The sequence below is a fragment of the Luteimonas flava genome (assembly GCF_036584485.1).
GTDB classification, from domain to species: Bacteria; Pseudomonadota; Gammaproteobacteria; order Xanthomonadales; family Xanthomonadaceae; genus Luteimonas; species Luteimonas flava.
Genome location: NZ_JAZHBM010000001.1, coordinates 719,204 through 733,867 on the forward strand (window position 1 = coordinate 719,204; position 14,664 = coordinate 733,867).

Below are 14,664 nucleotides of genomic sequence, written 5' to 3' on the forward strand. Positions count from 1 at the left end.
GCGATCCCACGGATGCGCCTTCAGCGATACCCGGCGGCCTGCAGCTCGAACAGCTCGGCGTAGCGCCCGCCCTGCGTCATCAGCTCGGCATGCGTGCCGCTGGCTTCGATGCGGCCCTGTTCGAGCACGAGGATGCGATCGGCCATGCGCACGCTGGAGAAGCGGTGCGAGATCAACACGGCGGTGCGGTCTTCCGACAGTTCCTTGAAGCGGCGGAACACTTCGAACTCGCTGCGCGCATCCAGCGCGGCAGTGGGTTCGTCGAGGATCATCACCTGCGCCTCGCGCATGTAGGCGCGGGCGATCGCGATCTTCTGCCACTGGCCGCCCGACAGATCGACGCCGGTCTTGAAGCGCCGGCCGATCAGCTGGTCGTAGCCGCCCGGCAGGCCGGCGATCAGCTCGTCGGCCATCGAACGGCGCGCGGCGTCCTGGATGCGCGCATCGTTGCCCATCGCTTCGATGCGACCGACGCCGATGTTCTCGCCCGCGGTCAGGTGATAGCGCACGAAGTCCTGGAAGATCACACCGGTGTTCGCGCGCAGCGCATCGAGGTCGTAGTCGCGCAGGTCGCGCCCGTCGAGCAGGATCCGGCCCTCGTCCGGGTCGTAGAGCCGCGCCAGCAGTTTGACCAGTGTGGTCTTGCCCGCGCCGTTCTCGCCGACCAGCGCCAGCACCTCACCCGCCTGCAGGGTGAAATCGAGATGCCGCACCGCCCAGCGTTCCGCGCCGGGATAGCGGAAGCCGACGTTCTCGAACACGAAGCCTTCGCGGATCGGCTGCGGGAACGGCGCCGGGTCGGCGGGGGACGTGATCTCCGGCTCGATCGCGAAGAACGAGAACAGGTCGTCGAGATACAGCGCCTGCCCGGCGACCTGCGAGAAGCCGACCAGCAGGCTTTCCAGCAGCTGGCGCAGGCGGCGGAAGCTGCCGGCGAGGAAGGTCAGGTCGCCGATCGTGAAATCGCCGCGCACCGTGCGCCAGGCGATGTAGGCGTAGGCGACGTAGTAGCCCAGCGTGCCGAGCGCAGCCAGCAGCGTGCCCCAGATCGCGCGCCGCCTGGCCAGCGAGCGGTTGGCCAGGAAGAAGCCGTCGGCAAGCGTGCGGTATCGGTCGATCAGGAACCGGTGCAGGCCGAAGATCTTGACCTCTTTCGCGGTCTCCAGACTCGCGCCGGTCTGGCGCACGTATTCGAGCTGGCGGCGTTCGGGCGTCCACTGGAAGTTGAGCGTGTAGCCGAGCGCATTGAAATGCGACTCGCCGATGAAGGCCGGGATCAGCGCAATCGCCAGCAGCAGGATCAGCCACGGCGCATAGACCATCAGGCCGATCGCGAAACTCACCACCGTGATCGCGTCCTGCACCTGGCCGAACAGCTGGCCCATCAGGTTCATCCGGCCCATCGTCTGCCGGCGCGCGCGGTCGAGCTTGTCCTGCAGCTCGGGATCCTCGAAGTCTTCGAGATCGAGCGTCGCCGCGTGTTCCATCAGCCGCACGCTGGTCGCGTTGGTGAACAGCTCCGACAGCAGATTGTCGGCGTAGCTCACCATGCGGCCGAGCAGATCGGAGCCGATCGCCAGGCCGAATTCCAGCGCCAGCAGCCAGGCCAGATGGTCCAGCGCGCCACTGCGCCAGGCCGAGGCCAGATCGTCGAAGGCCACGCCCGCGCCGACGACGCGGATCGCCTCGTCGATGATCAGCTTGCCGATGTAGAGCATCACCACCGGCAGGAACGCGCGGATCAGGCGTAGGCCCAGGCTGGTCAGCGTCAGGCCCGGGCTGGTCTGCCAGATCAGCTTCAGGAACGGCCGCAGATTGCGCATCGCGTCGAAGCGTTCGCGCAGGCTCGGGCGTTGCGCGCTCGCGGCGGCGCGCTTGGGGGGTGATGTCGACATGGCCGATATCGTATGCGCGTGCGTGACAGACCGCTGCAACGGTCAGCGCATCGCGTCGGGCGGTTCGCCTTCGCCGCCGGACTGCAGCGCCACCGGCAGTTGCCAGCCGAAGCGCAGCGCCATCATCCGCAGGCCGAAACACAGCAGCGCGCCGGCGATCGCGCAGGGCGCGGGCGGCCACTGCAGCCAGTGTCCGATGGCGACCACGGCCGCGCCGGCCAGCGCCGCAACCGCATAGAGCTCGGCGCGCAGCACCAACGGCACCTGCGCCATCAGCACGTCGCGGGCAATGCCGCCCCCGATGCCGGTCAACATGCCCAGCGCGGCGGCCATCGGCGGGTCGATGCCGAAATCCAGCGCCTTCTGCGTGCCGACGACGGCGAACAGCGCGAGCCCCATCGCATCGAACATCCGCACCGGCTGCTGCAGCCGCTCGATGAGCGGCGCCCAGACGAAGGTGATCAGGCCGGCGGCCAGCGTGATCGCCGGATAGCGCCAGTCGCTGAGGGCGGCAACCGGGGTGGCGCCGATCAGCACGTCGCGGGTCATGCCGCCCGCGGTCGCGGCGGCGAAGGCGAGCACCAGCACGCCGAACAGGTCCAGCCGGCGACGCACGCCGAGCATCGCGCCACTGAGGGCGAAGACGAAGGTGCCGACCAGATCCAGCACGAGTACGAGGATGTCCATGCGCACAGTGTGCGCGGCGCGCGCCGGACCTGCAGCCCCGGCCGGGACGTGCCTACGTGCCGATGGCCTAGAATGGGCGGGTTTTCCGCCAGCCTTCGAGCCAGCCGTGACCGCCAGCCACTCCGCATCCCCGGTGTCGTCGACACCCGTGTCGATCCGCCAGGACGACTTCATCCAGTCCGTCGCCGATGCCCTGCAGTACATCAGCTACTACCACCCGGTCGACTACATCAAGAATCTCGCCGCCGCCTACGAGCGCGAGGCGTCGCCGGCCGCGAAGGACGCGATCGCGCAGATCCTGATCAATTCGCGCATGTGCGCCGAGGGCCACCGGCCGATCTGCCAGGACACCGGCATCGTCACCGTGTTCCTCGAAGTCGGCATGTCGGTGCGCTGGGACGACGCGACGATGGGCGTCGAGGACATGGTCCACGAAGGCGTGCGCCGCGCCTACAACCATCCGGACAACAAGCTGCGCGCCTCGGTGCTGGCCGATCCCGCCGGCAAGCGCATCAACACCAAGGACAACACGCCGGGCGTGGTCAACGTCAAGATCGTGCCCGGCAACACCGTGGATGTGATCGTCGCGGCCAAGGGCGGCGGCTCGGAGGCGAAGTCGAAGTTCGCCATGCTCAATCCGTCCGACTCGATCGTCGACTGGGTGCTCAAGACCGTGCCGACGATGGGCGCCGGCTGGTGTCCGCCGGGCATGCTCGGCATCGGCATCGGCGGCACCGCCGAGAAGGCGATGCTGCTGGCCAAGGAAGCGCTGATGGAGCCGATCGACATCGTCGAACTGCAGGCCCGCGGCGCGTCGAACCGCGCCGAGGAACTGCGTCTCGAGCTCTACGACAAGGTCAACGCGCTCGGCATCGGCGCGCAGGGCCTGGGTGGCCTGACGACCGTGCTCGACATCAAGGTCAAGGATTTCCCGACCCACGCAGCCAATCTGCCGGTCGCGCTGATCCCGAACTGCGCGGCCACGCGCCATGCGCATTTCACCCTCGACGGCAGCGGTCCGGTGATGCTCGATCCGCCGTCGCTGGCCGACTGGCCGGAGCTGACCTACAACCCGACCGGCGCGCGCCGCGTCGACCTCGACACGATCACCCCGGACGAGGTCACCACCTTCAAGCCGGGCGAGGTGCTGCTGCTGAGCGGCAAGCTGCTGACCGGCCGCGACGCCGCGCACAAGCGCATGGTCGAGATGCTCGACCGCGGCGAGACGCTGCCGGTCGATCTCAAGGGCCGCTTCATCTATTACGTCGGCCCGGTGGATCCGGTGCGCGACGAAGTCGTCGGCCCCGCGGGCCCGACCACCGCGACACGCATGGACAAGTTCACCGACCAGATCCTCGAACAGACCGGCCTGCTGGGCATGGTCGGCAAGGCCGAGCGTGGCCCGACCGCGATCGAGGCGATCAAGAAGCACCGTTCTGTGTATCTGATGGCGGTCGGCGGCTCGGCGTATCTGGTGTCGAAGGCGATCAAGGCCGCCAAGGTGCTCGCGTTCGAGGACCTCGGCATGGAAGCGATCTATGAATTCGAAGTGCAGGACATGCCGGTGACCGTCGCCGTCGATTCGGCCGGCACTTCGGTGCACGAGACCGGTCCGCGCGAGTGGAAGGCACGCATCGGCGGCATTCCGGTGGTCGAGATCGCCTGAGCCGTTCGAACGTTCGAAACACGACGGCGCCTGCGGGCGCCGTCGTCGTTTACGGTCAGGGATCTAACATCTTCGCGCCGCATTGCAGCGCGCACATCAGGCGGTGTTCGCGGCAATCCGCGGTGTTCGGCACCGAACCCTGGCATGCCCCCATGCTCTGCTTGGCCTCGCAGGCCTGCACGGTGCGATCGTCGACCGCACGGTCGACACAGGTCTGCACTGCACCACTGTTGTCGCAACTTCGCGCGATGCTCTCCGCCCGGCTTGTCTCATCGAAAGAACATCGGGCCAGCACCGCATCGCACGCAGCGATGCAGCTACGGCCTTCGGGCGATGTCGGCAGCAGCAGGCGCGGTTCGGTCGCGCAGGCTGCGAGCAGCCACAGAAAGAGCATGCAGACAGCGGCACGGGTGGCCATGCGAAACGTGCGCGTCATGCCCTGTGACCTCAGTCCACGAACGTGTCGAAAGTCTTCTTCCGCCGGAACGGCATCAGATGCTGCTCGACGATGCCCTGCGGCACGGTCTCCAGTTTCATGACGCCGTATTCCTCGGGCCACTGCGCCTGGTCGCGCGGCAGCTTGAACGTGCCCATCAGCATGTCGATCAGCGGCAGGTGGATCGCATAGTTGACGTCGACGTAGTCCTGCTGCCGGGCGTGATGCCAGTGGTGATAGCGCGGCAGCACCAGCAGGTATTCGAGCCAGCCGAAACGCACACCGATGTTGGCGTGGGCGATCACCGCCTGCAGGCCGACCAGGATCACGTAGGCATTGACTGCCGGTGTCGAGAACCCCAGCACCAGCAGCGGCAGCAGCACGAAACTGCGCGTGAGCACGATCTCGACGAAATGGATGCGCGAGCCGGCCAGCCAGTCCATCTCGCGGCTGGAATGGTGCACGGCGTGGAAGCGCCAGAGCCAGGGCACGTTGTGATACGCGCGGTGCAGCAGCGCCTGGGCGAGATCGGCGACGAAGACCGCGATCAGGAACTGCGCCCACACCGGCAGCGACTGGATCGCATCCTTGAGTGCGGGGAATGCCGCGAGCCCGGCGATCGTCGAGGTGGAGGCGGTGACCAGGATCAGGATGAACTGCACGAGCACGTGGCTCATGAAGAAGTAGGCGATGTCGGTGCGCCAGCCGCGGCGCAGCGGCGACATGCGCCGCTTGCCGAGATAGCGCTCCAGCGGCACGAACACCAGCGCCGAGAAGAACAGCGAGATCACGAACCAGTCGAGGCCCAGCGAGTAGGGCGTCGCGCCGATGCTGTCGAACTGCACGTTGGTCCCGCCGAGCAGCACCGCGAGCGTCGCGCTGCCGACACCGACCGTCGCGATGCGGCGGTTGCGGTCGCGCAGGATCGCCAGCGTGCCAAGGATGAAGGCCGCGACCAGACCGACCAGCAGCAGATGCCGGGCGAACCCTTCGTTGTAGACCGCGCGGAACTCGCGGCTGGTCAGCAGTTCCGGAAAGTGGAAGCAGACCACGCCGAACACGCTGAGCAGACCCAGCAGGGCCGATGCGTAGGCGAAGAACGAGCGGCGGGGGCGGGCAACGGTAGCGTCCATGCGGGCACCGGGCGGCGGGAGACGCTGCCGAGCATAGGACAGAACGCGCCGGCGCCGCCCGGGTGGGGCGACGACGGCGTCAGGCCGTCAGTGGACCGGCTTCAGAACCAGTCGAGCAGCGAGATGCCCAGGCCGACGTACGTGGCCTTGTGGTTGTAGTCGATCAGGCTTTCGCCATAGCCGTTGAACACCTGCAGATGGCCACGGAAATTGCGGTGGATCGGGAAGCCCCAGTCGAACTGCAGCGCACCGCGCGAACGCTCGCCGCCGCGCAGTGTGTGCCGGCCCATCAGCGTGTAGACGTGGCCGCCGCGGACGTGGGTCAGGGTCATGTCGCCACGCCCCATGTAGTCCTCGATGTCCGGGTTGTCGTCCTCGCTGCCGTCGGAGATGCGCACCCACGGACGCACCACGAGGGCCCAGTCCTCGCGGTCGAATCCGAAGTTGAACATCACCCGGTTCCAGCTGCGCGACAGCGGATCGCCGCGGCCGTTGGACTGGTGGTTGACGCCAATCGCGGCCATGCGGCCGTGCCAGCCGCCGGGGAGGCTGTAGCCGTTGCGGAACACCATCAGCACTTCGGGTTCGTAGTTGGTCTCGCGAAACGGGCGCGATTCCTCGGTGTTGTAGACCTGCCAGCGCGAGCTCTGGGTGTAGCCCATCCAGATGTCGCCATTGGTGCCGAACAGGTTCTCCACCGCCTTGGTCTTGAAGCTCAGCTGGAACTTCGCTTCCAGGCTGTCGAGGCCCTGCGGTGTGGTCACCGTGTTGTCCGGGTTGGGCGACGAAGGCGTCTGGTTGACGTCCGACGTCCAGAACGCAGGCAGCAGGTAGACCGGCTTGTAGGCGCGCAGGTTGAAGATGCCGAGCTTGGAATCCTTGGCCAGCTCCCAGCGGCTGTCGAGCAGCGAACCCTGGCCGGCATTGGCGATCGCATCGGTCAGCCGCTCGCCACCGTCATGGGAATACAGGCTGCGCGAGGCGGTGCCTTCGGCCAGCGCATCGGCGCGCACTGCCGGATTGCTGCGCAGCTCGCGTGCCACCGCGGCCTCGGTATCGGCCTGCTGCGGCGTACGTGCGGCGCGGCCGGTCATCGCGTCGAAGCAGGCCAGACGCTGGGCGTCCTGTTCGAGCGCGACACAGGCGTCCATGCTCGCGGGCGCGTTCGGCGCGGCGGTCGGCACCTCGGGCGTCTGCGCGTGGGCCAGGCCCGTGGCTGCGGCCAGAGCGGCAGGAAGGAGATAAGCGGGTCGCATGATCAGGTCGCGTCCTTGAGCGTGAGGAGGTTGCTTTCGTCGGTACTCTGCACCTCGGCGACCTGGCGGTCGATATCCCGGTTGACCGAGGTATCGACGCCGGCGCTGGTGGCCGGCTCGTGGTCGACGGCCGCCGGTGTGGCGGCGTCCTCTTCCCGGGCCAGCACCACGTGTGTCGTGGTCTTCGGCCCTTGTATCCCGTCGCGCCAGAACGCGCCCTTCACAAGCCGGATCGCCTCGCTGCGGGTCTTGCCCAGATCGCTGTGGCGCTGGTCCACCCAGCCGAAGAAACGCAGCACGACACCGTTCGCGCCGTACTCGACCACCATCCACGACGGGCCGGGATCGGTGAGCACGCCGTCGATGCTGGCGATCTCCGCCATCGCGACCGCATGGGCTTTCCGGATCGACTGGCTGGCATCGATGTTGAAGGTGAAATCGAACCGCCGTTTCGGATTGCTGGTGTAGTTGAGGATCACCGCCTTGAACACCAGCGCATTGGGCAGGCGCAACTCGTTGCCCTCGAGCGTGATCAGCGTCATCGCACGTGCACTGAGCGCGGCGACCTTGCCTTCGTAGCTGTCGATCTTGACCATCTCGCCGGGTTCGAACGGGCGGCGCAGGCTCAGCAGGATGCCGGCGATGTAGTTCTCGGCGATGTCCTTGAACGCGAAACCAAGGGCCAGACCCAGCACGCCCGCCGAGCCGAGCATCGCGCCGACCAGTGCGGTGGCATTGAGCAGATCCAGCGCGATCAGGATGCCGATCAGCAGGATCACCGTGCGCACCGCGCGCCGGATCAGCCCGTCGAGATAGGGATTGCGCGTGCGCAGGCGCAGCCAGTGCAGACGCTGCGACACCAGGCCGCCGATCCACGAGGCGAGGAAGACGATCAGTGCCGCGGCGAGCAGGAGCGGCAGGTTCGCGACCAGGCGCAGCAGGCGCGCCTCGGCTTCGTCGTAGACCTGATCGAGGCGGGTGCGCACGTCCACGTCTTCGACCACCGCGGCCGGCGCGGGGGTGGTCGCAGCGGTGGCGTCAGCTTCAGCCGGCGTGCTCGGCGCGGCGGCGACTGCGGCGGCCGGCGCGGCATGGATCGGTGCGGCGCATGCACATGTCAGCACAGCGAGGCAGGCGCCGAGGACGACGGCAGTCAGGCGCCTCGGGGCGGGGTCGAGCGAAGCGGTATCGGGCATGTGGCGTGCGGACGTCGTGGACTGGAGCGCGACGATAGTGCACTCACCACCACCAGGCGAATGCGAAGACCGCGAGCATCAACACCGCGAGTGCGAGCTTGAGCGCGACGCCGATCGCGATGCCGATCCACGTACCGACGCCGACGCGCGTCGCCTGGCCCAGCCCGCCGGGCCTCAGATCGCGACGGCTGATCAGTTCGCCGATGACGGCGCCGACGAAGGGGCCGGCGAACAGTCCCGGCAAGCCGAAGAACAGACCGACGAAGGTGCCGACGATCGTGCCGACGAGTGCGAGCCGGCTGGCACCAACCCGTTTCGCCCCGACCGCCGTCGCCCAGAAGTCGACCACGAACGAAACCGCCGTCAGCACGCCCAGCGTGACCAGCGACCAGACGCCGATGCGCTCGAAGCCATCCGCCCATGCGGCAAGCAGCATGCCGGCGAACATCAAGGGCACGCCCGGCAATGCAGGCAGTACGACACCGGCCAGACCGACCAGAACGAGCAGTGCCGCGAGCACATAGAACAGGGCGCTCAGGTCCACGTTGCAGCTCCTCGGAACGGCGTCGCAACCCGGTTCCAGCGGTCGCGAAAAGATGGGGTGAGCCCGGATTGCATTTTCATAAACAGCGGGGTACTTTGCGATCGCTGTGTTTGTCAAGGTCACCGTGAACCGTGACCCTGCGTGAAGTAGATTCGTGTTGGCTCGTCCCACCCGGTCCGCTGCATCGTCGCACCCGTGTTCTCCTTGCAACCAGCCGCCGCATCCGGCGTTCCATCGATCAGCTATCGAATCGTTCCAGGGAGAGAGAGCAACATGGCAAATCGCGAAAACGGTACCGTCAAGTGGTTCAACGACGCGAAGGGTTTCGGCTTCATCAGCCGCGAAAGCGGTGAAGACGTGTTCGTGCACTTCCGCGCCATCCAGGGCACCGGCTTCAAGTCGCTGCAGGAAGGCCAGCAGGTCTCGTTCGAGGTCGTGCAGGGCCAGAAGGGTCTGCAGGCGGACGCTGTCACGCCGCTCTGATCCCGACGGATTCGAGCCAGAAAAAACCCGGCGTGCGCCGGGTTTTTTCTTGTGCTGTTGCCGGCCGGTCAGTAGGCGTAGGCCTGGCCGTTCTGCACGCGCACGTTCGAACCTTCGCGCAGACCGCCGATGTCGCTCTGCGAGAGCACGGTAGTGCGACCATCCTGCATGCGGACGTGGACGTTGTAGTGGGTGCCACCGCCCTCGGTGCGGTTCTGGATCGCATTGCCGGCCAGCGCGCCGCCGACCGCGCCCGCGCCGATCGCCACATTGCGACGGCCCTCGCTGTCGGTGTTGCGACGTGCGAGCTCCTTCGCGGCGACGGCGCCCACGACGCCACCGATCAGCGGGCCGGCGATGTTGGGATTGTTGTTGCCGCGGATGGTTTCGATCCGCGTGACGGTGCCGCAGTCGTAGCAGTTCGCAGGACGGCCGTAGCCGCTGTTGCCATACCCGCTGTTGCCGTAGCCGCTGCCGTAGCCGGGCGAGGTCGCGCAGCCGGCGAGAGCGATGGATGCGGCCAGTGCGGCGGTTCCGATCAGACCAGTCTTCATGGGGCTAACCTCCGGTTGCGTTTGCAGCATGTGTAGGGAGCGCGGGTGTCTGGACCCGACGCGGCAACGCTAGGCAGTGCCGCGTGAATGCCGCAGCAATTCCCCAATGTCTCGCGGAAACATGCAGCGCCCGTTCAGTCGGATCGCGCTGTCCGGATCAGCCGCGCATGTCCTGATGGCAGGCGCCGCAGGTCTCGCCGATCGCGTCGATCGTCGTGCGCAATCCGGCGCAGTCCGCCGGCGGTGTCGCGAGCGCCGCATCGAGGGTGCGACGCGTGCCGGCGGCATGGGCGACGAAGCCGCGGTGGTCGCGCAGGTCGGGGAACGCCGCCTCGAGATCGTTCGACAGCGCGCGCATCGTCTGCAGGTGGGGCAGGACGTCGCTCGATGCGCAACGGTTCGACGCCAGGGTCCCGGACAGCTGCGCCATCTGCGCCTGGTAGAGCTGCATCAGCGCGGTGGGATACCGGTCCTGCCAGGTCTTGCGGGCATCGAGTGTGCGCAGCAACACCACGACGACCACGAGGCCGACGAGCAGGCCGATGGCGAACACCACGAGATAGCCAGCCGCCGAGGACGGCGGACGGGGTTGTGTCGCAGTCGGAGGCGTCGTGGACATCGCGGATTCCTGGCGGGGCGCTGGGCGGCGCGACCTTAGCACGCGGTCGTGCGACGCCCGCCGCCGTTAAACTGTGCACATGGACGAAGACGCACGCGCACGATTTTCCGGTATCGAACGGCTGTACGGGCAGGGCAGCGTCACGCGCCTGCTGCAGCGGCACGTCGCGGTGGTCGGTCTGGGCGGCGTCGGCTCGTGGGTCGCCGAAGCGCTGGCGCGCACCGGGGTGGGTGCACTGACGCTGATCGATGCCGACGACATCTGCGTGTCGAACACCAACCGCCAGCTGCCCGCGCTCGCGGGGCAATACGGTCGCAACAAGGCAGAGGCGATGGCCGAGCGCTGCCGGGCGATCAATCCGTCGATGGAACTGCATGCCGTGCAGGCCTTCGTGACGCCGACCAATCTCGAAGACATGCTGGGCGGCGGTTTCGATCTCGTCATCGATGCCTGCGACAGCTTCCGCAGCAAGGTCGAACTGATCGCCTGGTGCCGTCGCCGCAAGTTGCCGGTGATCACCGTCGGCGCCGCCGGTGGTCGCATCGATCCGACCCTGGTGCGCGTGCGCGATCTGTCGCGTACCGAGCACGACGCGATGCTCGCGTTGATCCGCAAGAAGCTGCGCGCGGAGTTCAATTTCCCGAAGACGCCCAAGCGCTATTTCGGCGTGTCGGCGATCTATTCGCTGGAGAACGTGCGCTATCCGCAGGCGGACGGCACGGTCTGTGGCATCCGCCCGCAGTTGGGCCCGGACGCGGCATTGAACCTCGATTGCGGCAGCGGGCTGGGCGCGGCGACGCATATCACCGGCGCCTTCGCGTTCGCGGCCGTGGGCCGCGCGATCGAGCTGCTGCTCAAGCCTTCGGCCGAAGTCGCTGCCTGAGCGGGCGTTTCAGTCCGCTGCGATCCGGAACAGCGCCAGCGCATTGCGTGAGGTCTGCGCGGCGACTTCATCAGGCGGGATGCCGCGCAGCTGCGCCACCACGTCACGGATGCGCGTGAGTCGCGATGGCTCGTTGCGCTGCCCGCGGTGCTCGGCGTCGGGCTGGTCGGGCGCATCGGTCTCGAGCAGCAGCTGTTCAAGCGGCATGTCCTTGACCACGCGATGCAGGCGCTTCGCGCGGTCATAGGTCAGCGGTCCGCCGAGTCCGATCAGGAATCCGATCTTCCACAGCTGCGCAGCCTGCTCGGGGCTGCCGCTGAAGCTGTGGACCACACCGCGCAGACCGTCGAAGCGACGCAGCAGGCCGATGGTCTCTTCGACCGCGCGTCGTGCATGCACGATCACCGGCAGATCGCGCGCATGCGCGAGCCGCAACTGGCCTTCGAAATAGTGCAACTGCGCGTCGGCATCGAGACCCGCGACGAAATGATCGAGCCCGCACTCGCCGATGGCGACCGGTCGTTCGCGGTCCACCCAGTCGGCGAGTGCATCGAGGTGCCCGGGCCGGTGATGGGACAGGAATGTCGGATGCAGGCCGTAGGTCGCGTGCAGGCCGGGCGCGGCCGCGCAGACCTCGCGCAGCTTCGGCCACGCCTCCGCATGCGTCGCCGGCACCACCTGATGCGCGATGCCCGCCTGCCGCGCCCGCGTCACCACGGCGTCGCGATCGTGATCGAATTCCGGTGCGTCGAGGTGGCAGTGGCTGTCGACCAGCATCGCGGTGTTCAGGAGCGGCGCGCCTCACCATCGAGCGGCGGACGCGGCGCTTCGTCGCCCGGCTTGGGCGTGCGCTTGCGCTTGGCCAGCATCACGGTCGCCAGACCGAGCAGCACCTCGTCCACCAGGATGATCGGATCGGGAATCAGCAGGTTCACCCCGAACAACACGGCGGTGACCATGAAGATGCGCGGATAGCTCAGCCGCGACAGCCAGGCGATGAGCGGGGCGGACAGGACATTGCGCACGGCAGGCTCCGGGGCGGATGACAGACAGCAGATGGACGCTAGCACGCCATTCCGCAACCCCGGTTTAGCGGATCGTCAGCCTGGCGGGCCAATTTCCGGCGGCTGTTCAGCATGTGGATGCTGCAATCGGCACCAAGAACGAAACAGGCCGTCCAGGTCGAAAGGAGAGAGCGATGAAGAGCAACACGATCGCGATTGCATTGGCATCCCTGCTCGTGGGTGGTGTGGCCGTCGGTGCGTATCACAACAGCCGCGACGCGGCCGGCCCGATCGCAGGTGCGGACGTCGCTGGCGCCATCGACGCGAAGACCGGTGAACCCGTCGGCGACGCGCGCGATGCGCTCGACTATGCGGATGTCGTCGACGTCCGCCCGATCACCGAGACCGGACAGCTCTATGCGACGGTGCTCGGCAGCGAGCCGATCCGCGAGACCATGACCAGCAGCTCGCCGCGCGAGGTCTGTGAGGACGTCGTGGTGCAGGAGCGTCTGCCCGAGCGCGACGGCAACGTCGGCGGCACCGTCGTCGGTGCGCTGGTCGGTGGCCTCGTCGGCAACCAGATCGGCAGCGGCAACGGCCGCAAGCTGGCGACCGCTGCCGGTGCGACTGCAGGCGGCTTCGTCGGCAACCGTGTCGACCGCAACCACGTCGGTGGTCGCGTCGTCGAACGCGTCGACCGCCAGTGCCGCACCGTCCAGGACTCCTCGCAGTCCTCGCGCGTCGTCGCCTACAACGTGAGCTATCGCAATCCGGATGGCACCACCGGTTCGATGCGTACCGACGCCAAGCCCGGCAACCGCATCCTGCTGGGTGATGAAGAGCGCACGGTCGGTTATGACGTGACCTACGTCTACGACGGCACCGAGCGCACGATCCGCATGGACGAGCGCCCGGAAGAGCGTCTGCCGGTCATCAACGGCCGCATCATGACGGCGGCGCTGGACACGTCGGCCGAGACGTCGTCGGCGGCACGCCAGTAACGCGCCATCGTCTGATCGCGTGACCCGGAGGGCCGGCGAATGCCGGCCCTTCGCACGTCCGGGGTACGGCTCGGCACGCGAGCGTTGCCGCCGATACAATCGGCCGATCACCCTCCGGGACGATCCGCCATGGCCCTGCATCCCTACGACCTGTACGACGTGCGTTCGCTGCTGTCCGACGAGGAACGCGCGGTGCAGGACGCGGTGGCGCGTTTCACCGACGAGCGCGTACTGCCGATCATCGGCGACTGCTTCGACCAGGCACGTTTCCCGAATGAGTTGATTCCCGAGATGGCCGGCCTCGGCCTGCTCGGCGCCACGCTGCCGGAGGAGTACGGCTGCGCCGGACTCAACTCGGTCAGCTACGGCCTCATCTGTCAGGAGCTCGAACGCGGCGACTCCGGGCTGCGCAGCTTCGCCAGCGTGCAGTCCTCGCTGTGCATGTATCCGATCTTCGCCTACGGCAGCGAGGCGCAGCGCCGGCGTTGGCTGCCGGACATGGCCAAGGGCGAGGTCATCGGCTGCTTCGGGTTGACCGAAGCGCACGGCGGCTCCGACCCGGCGAACATGAAGACCCACGCGAAACGCGACGGCGACGACTGGGTGCTCAACGGCTCGAAGATGTGGATCACCAACGGGAATCTGGCCCACGTCGCGATCGTCTGGGCGCAGACCGAAGACGGCATCCAGGGGTTTCTCGTCGAGCGGGATTTCGCCGGTTTCACCGCGCAGGAGATCAAGCACAAGATGAGCCTGCGCGCGTCCGTGACCAGCGCGCTGTACTTCGACGGCGTGCGCGTGCCCGAGGCGAACCGCCTGCCGAACGTCAAGGGACTCAAAGGCCCGCTGGGCTGCCTGACGCAGGCGCGCTACGGCATCACCTGGGGGCCGATCGGCGCGGCGATCGCGTGTCTCGATGAAGCCCTGAACTACTCCAAGGAACGCATCCTGTTCGAGCGTCCGGTGGCGGCGACGCAGAGTGCGCAGCTCAAGCTGGCCGACTGGGCGCGGCGCATCACCAGCGCGCAGCTACTGTCGCTGCAGCTCGGCCGTCTGAAGGACGCCGGCACCATGCAGCCGACGCAGGTGTCGCTGGCGAAGTGGAACAACTGCCGCATGGCGATCGACATCGCACGTGAGGCGCGTGACCTGCTCGGCGGCGCCGGCATCACCACCGAACACAGCCCCATCCGGCACGCGCTCAATCTCGAATCGGTGATCACCTACGAGGGCACGGAGACCGTGCACCAGCTGGTGGTCGGGCGTGAGCTGACCGGCATCAACGCGTTCTGAGATCGCGGCAGCCG

At 67.4% G+C, this 14,664-nt stretch carries 16 protein-coding genes; 5 read left to right on the forward strand and 11 right to left on the reverse strand.

Annotated elements, in window-relative coordinates:
• Positions 1-20: 20 nt before the first annotated feature.
• Entirely contained in the window at positions 21-1,895 is a 1,875-nt protein-coding gene (locus V3391_RS03420) for an ABC transporter ATP-binding protein (protein WP_332077002.1), read from the reverse strand.
• Between the two features lie 42 nt (positions 1,896-1,937).
• A complete protein-coding gene (locus V3391_RS03425; RefSeq protein WP_332077003.1) occupies positions 1,938-2,582 on the reverse strand; it encodes a trimeric intracellular cation channel family protein in 645 nt (214 codons plus the stop codon).
• A gap of 148 nt (positions 2,583-2,730) precedes the next feature.
• Between V3391_RS03425 and V3391_RS03430 the strand changes: the two genes are divergently transcribed.
• Positions 2,731-4,248: a fumarate hydratase gene (locus tag V3391_RS03430; RefSeq protein WP_332077699.1), complete on the forward strand. Its 1,518-nt coding sequence runs from the start codon at positions 2,731-2,733 to the stop codon at positions 4,246-4,248.
• A 55-nt stretch (positions 4,249-4,303) separates the two neighbouring features.
• On the opposite strand, the gene V3391_RS03435 is transcribed toward V3391_RS03430, so the two are convergent.
• The 5 genes from V3391_RS03435 to V3391_RS03455 all read right to left on the reverse strand — a co-directional run bounded on the left by V3391_RS03435 (position 4,304) and on the right by V3391_RS03455 (position 8,813).
• Positions 4,304-4,684 (reverse strand): hypothetical protein, encoded by a 381-nt coding sequence (locus tag V3391_RS03435; protein ID WP_332077004.1) that lies wholly within the window; start codon positions 4,682-4,684, stop codon positions 4,304-4,306.
• 11 nt (positions 4,685-4,695) lie between these two features.
• Positions 4,696-5,817, reverse strand: coding sequence for a sterol desaturase family protein (locus V3391_RS03440; RefSeq protein ID WP_332077005.1), 1,122 nt, complete (start codon positions 5,815-5,817; stop codon positions 4,696-4,698).
• Positions 5,818-5,918: 101 nt separating this feature from the next.
• Positions 5,919-7,073: a phospholipase A gene (locus tag V3391_RS03445; RefSeq protein WP_332077006.1), complete on the reverse strand. Its 1,155-nt coding sequence runs from the start codon at positions 7,071-7,073 to the stop codon at positions 5,919-5,921.
• A gap of 2 nt (positions 7,074-7,075) precedes the next feature.
• Entirely contained in the window at positions 7,076-8,269 is a 1,194-nt protein-coding gene (locus V3391_RS03450) for a mechanosensitive ion channel family protein (protein WP_332077007.1), read from the reverse strand.
• A 43-nt stretch (positions 8,270-8,312) separates the two neighbouring features.
• Positions 8,313-8,813, reverse strand: a complete 501-nt coding sequence (locus tag V3391_RS03455; protein ID WP_232580283.1) for a DUF456 domain-containing protein — start codon at positions 8,811-8,813, stop codon at positions 8,313-8,315.
• 273 nt (positions 8,814-9,086) lie between these two features.
• On the opposite strand from V3391_RS03455, the gene V3391_RS03460 reads away from it, so the two are divergent.
• Entirely contained in the window at positions 9,087-9,296 is a 210-nt protein-coding gene (locus tag V3391_RS03460; protein ID WP_332077008.1) for a cold-shock protein, read from the forward strand.
• 68 nt (positions 9,297-9,364) lie between these two features.
• Here the strand turns inward: V3391_RS03460 and V3391_RS03465 are convergent, their stop codons facing one another.
• Entirely contained in the window at positions 9,365-9,850 is a 486-nt protein-coding gene (locus V3391_RS03465) for a peptidoglycan-associated outer membrane lipoprotein precursor (protein WP_332077009.1), read from the reverse strand.
• A 157-nt stretch (positions 9,851-10,007) separates the two neighbouring features.
• Positions 10,008-10,469, reverse strand: a complete 462-nt coding sequence (locus V3391_RS03470) for a hypothetical protein (protein WP_332077010.1) — start codon at positions 10,467-10,469, stop codon at positions 10,008-10,010.
• A gap of 79 nt (positions 10,470-10,548) precedes the next feature.
• On the opposite strand from V3391_RS03470, the gene V3391_RS03475 reads away from it, so the two are divergent.
• On the forward strand, positions 10,549-11,352 hold the full coding sequence (locus tag V3391_RS03475; RefSeq protein ID WP_332077011.1) for a tRNA threonylcarbamoyladenosine dehydratase: 804 nt from the start codon (positions 10,549-10,551) through the stop codon (positions 11,350-11,352).
• 9 nt (positions 11,353-11,361) lie between these two features.
• On the opposite strand, the gene V3391_RS03480 is transcribed toward V3391_RS03475, so the two are convergent.
• Together V3391_RS03480 and V3391_RS03485 are read right to left on the reverse strand one after the other, a co-directional pair.
• Positions 11,362-12,129: a TatD family hydrolase gene (locus V3391_RS03480; protein ID WP_332077012.1), complete on the reverse strand. Its 768-nt coding sequence runs from the start codon at positions 12,127-12,129 to the stop codon at positions 11,362-11,364.
• Between the two features lie 8 nt (positions 12,130-12,137).
• Entirely contained in the window at positions 12,138-12,377 is a 240-nt protein-coding gene (locus tag V3391_RS03485) for a DUF6116 family protein (protein WP_332077013.1), read from the reverse strand.
• A gap of 173 nt (positions 12,378-12,550) precedes the next feature.
• Here V3391_RS03485 and V3391_RS03490 point away from each other — a divergent pair, with 173 nt between their 5' ends.
• Together V3391_RS03490 and V3391_RS03495 are read left to right on the forward strand one after the other, a co-directional pair.
• The gene (locus V3391_RS03490; protein ID WP_332077014.1) at positions 12,551-13,357 is read left to right on the forward strand and encodes a glycine zipper 2TM domain-containing protein; all 807 of its coding nucleotides are present in this window, start codon (positions 12,551-12,553) and stop codon (positions 13,355-13,357) included.
• A 129-nt stretch (positions 13,358-13,486) separates the two neighbouring features.
• Entirely contained in the window at positions 13,487-14,650 is a 1,164-nt protein-coding gene (locus tag V3391_RS03495) for an acyl-CoA dehydrogenase family protein (RefSeq protein ID WP_332077015.1), read from the forward strand.
• Positions 14,651-14,664: the final 14 nt, after the last annotated feature.

Excerpts from the sequence above, each read along its gene's own strand:
- V3391_RS03420 (WP_332077002.1), bottom strand. The coding sequence starts at position 1,895 with ATGTCGACATCACCCCCCAAGCGCGCCGCCGCGAGCGCGCAACGCCCG.
- V3391_RS03425 (WP_332077003.1), bottom strand. The coding sequence starts at position 2,582 with ATGGACATCCTCGTACTCGTGCTGGATCTGGTCGGCACCTTCGTCTTC.
- V3391_RS03435 (WP_332077004.1), bottom strand. The coding sequence starts at position 4,684 with ATGACGCGCACGTTTCGCATGGCCACCCGTGCCGCTGTCTGCATGCTC.
- V3391_RS03440 (WP_332077005.1), bottom strand. The coding sequence starts at position 5,817 with ATGGACGCTACCGTTGCCCGCCCCCGCCGCTCGTTCTTCGCCTACGCA.
- V3391_RS03445 (WP_332077006.1), bottom strand. The coding sequence starts at position 7,073 with ATGCGACCCGCTTATCTCCTTCCTGCCGCTCTGGCCGCAGCCACGGGC.
- V3391_RS03450 (WP_332077007.1), bottom strand. The coding sequence starts at position 8,269 with ATGCCCGATACCGCTTCGCTCGACCCCGCCCCGAGGCGCCTGACTGCC.
- V3391_RS03460 (WP_332077008.1), top strand. The coding sequence starts at position 9,087 with ATGGCAAATCGCGAAAACGGTACCGTCAAGTGGTTCAACGACGCGAAG.
- V3391_RS03465 (WP_332077009.1), bottom strand. The coding sequence starts at position 9,850 with ATGAAGACTGGTCTGATCGGAACCGCCGCACTGGCCGCATCCATCGCT.
- V3391_RS03470 (WP_332077010.1), bottom strand. The coding sequence starts at position 10,469 with ATGTCCACGACGCCTCCGACTGCGACACAACCCCGTCCGCCGTCCTCG.
- V3391_RS03475 (WP_332077011.1), top strand. The coding sequence starts at position 10,549 with ATGGACGAAGACGCACGCGCACGATTTTCCGGTATCGAACGGCTGTAC.
- V3391_RS03480 (WP_332077012.1), bottom strand. The coding sequence starts at position 12,129 with ATGCTGGTCGACAGCCACTGCCACCTCGACGCACCGGAATTCGATCAC.
- V3391_RS03490 (WP_332077014.1), top strand. The coding sequence starts at position 12,551 with ATGAAGAGCAACACGATCGCGATTGCATTGGCATCCCTGCTCGTGGGT.
- V3391_RS03495 (WP_332077015.1), top strand. The coding sequence starts at position 13,487 with ATGGCCCTGCATCCCTACGACCTGTACGACGTGCGTTCGCTGCTGTCC.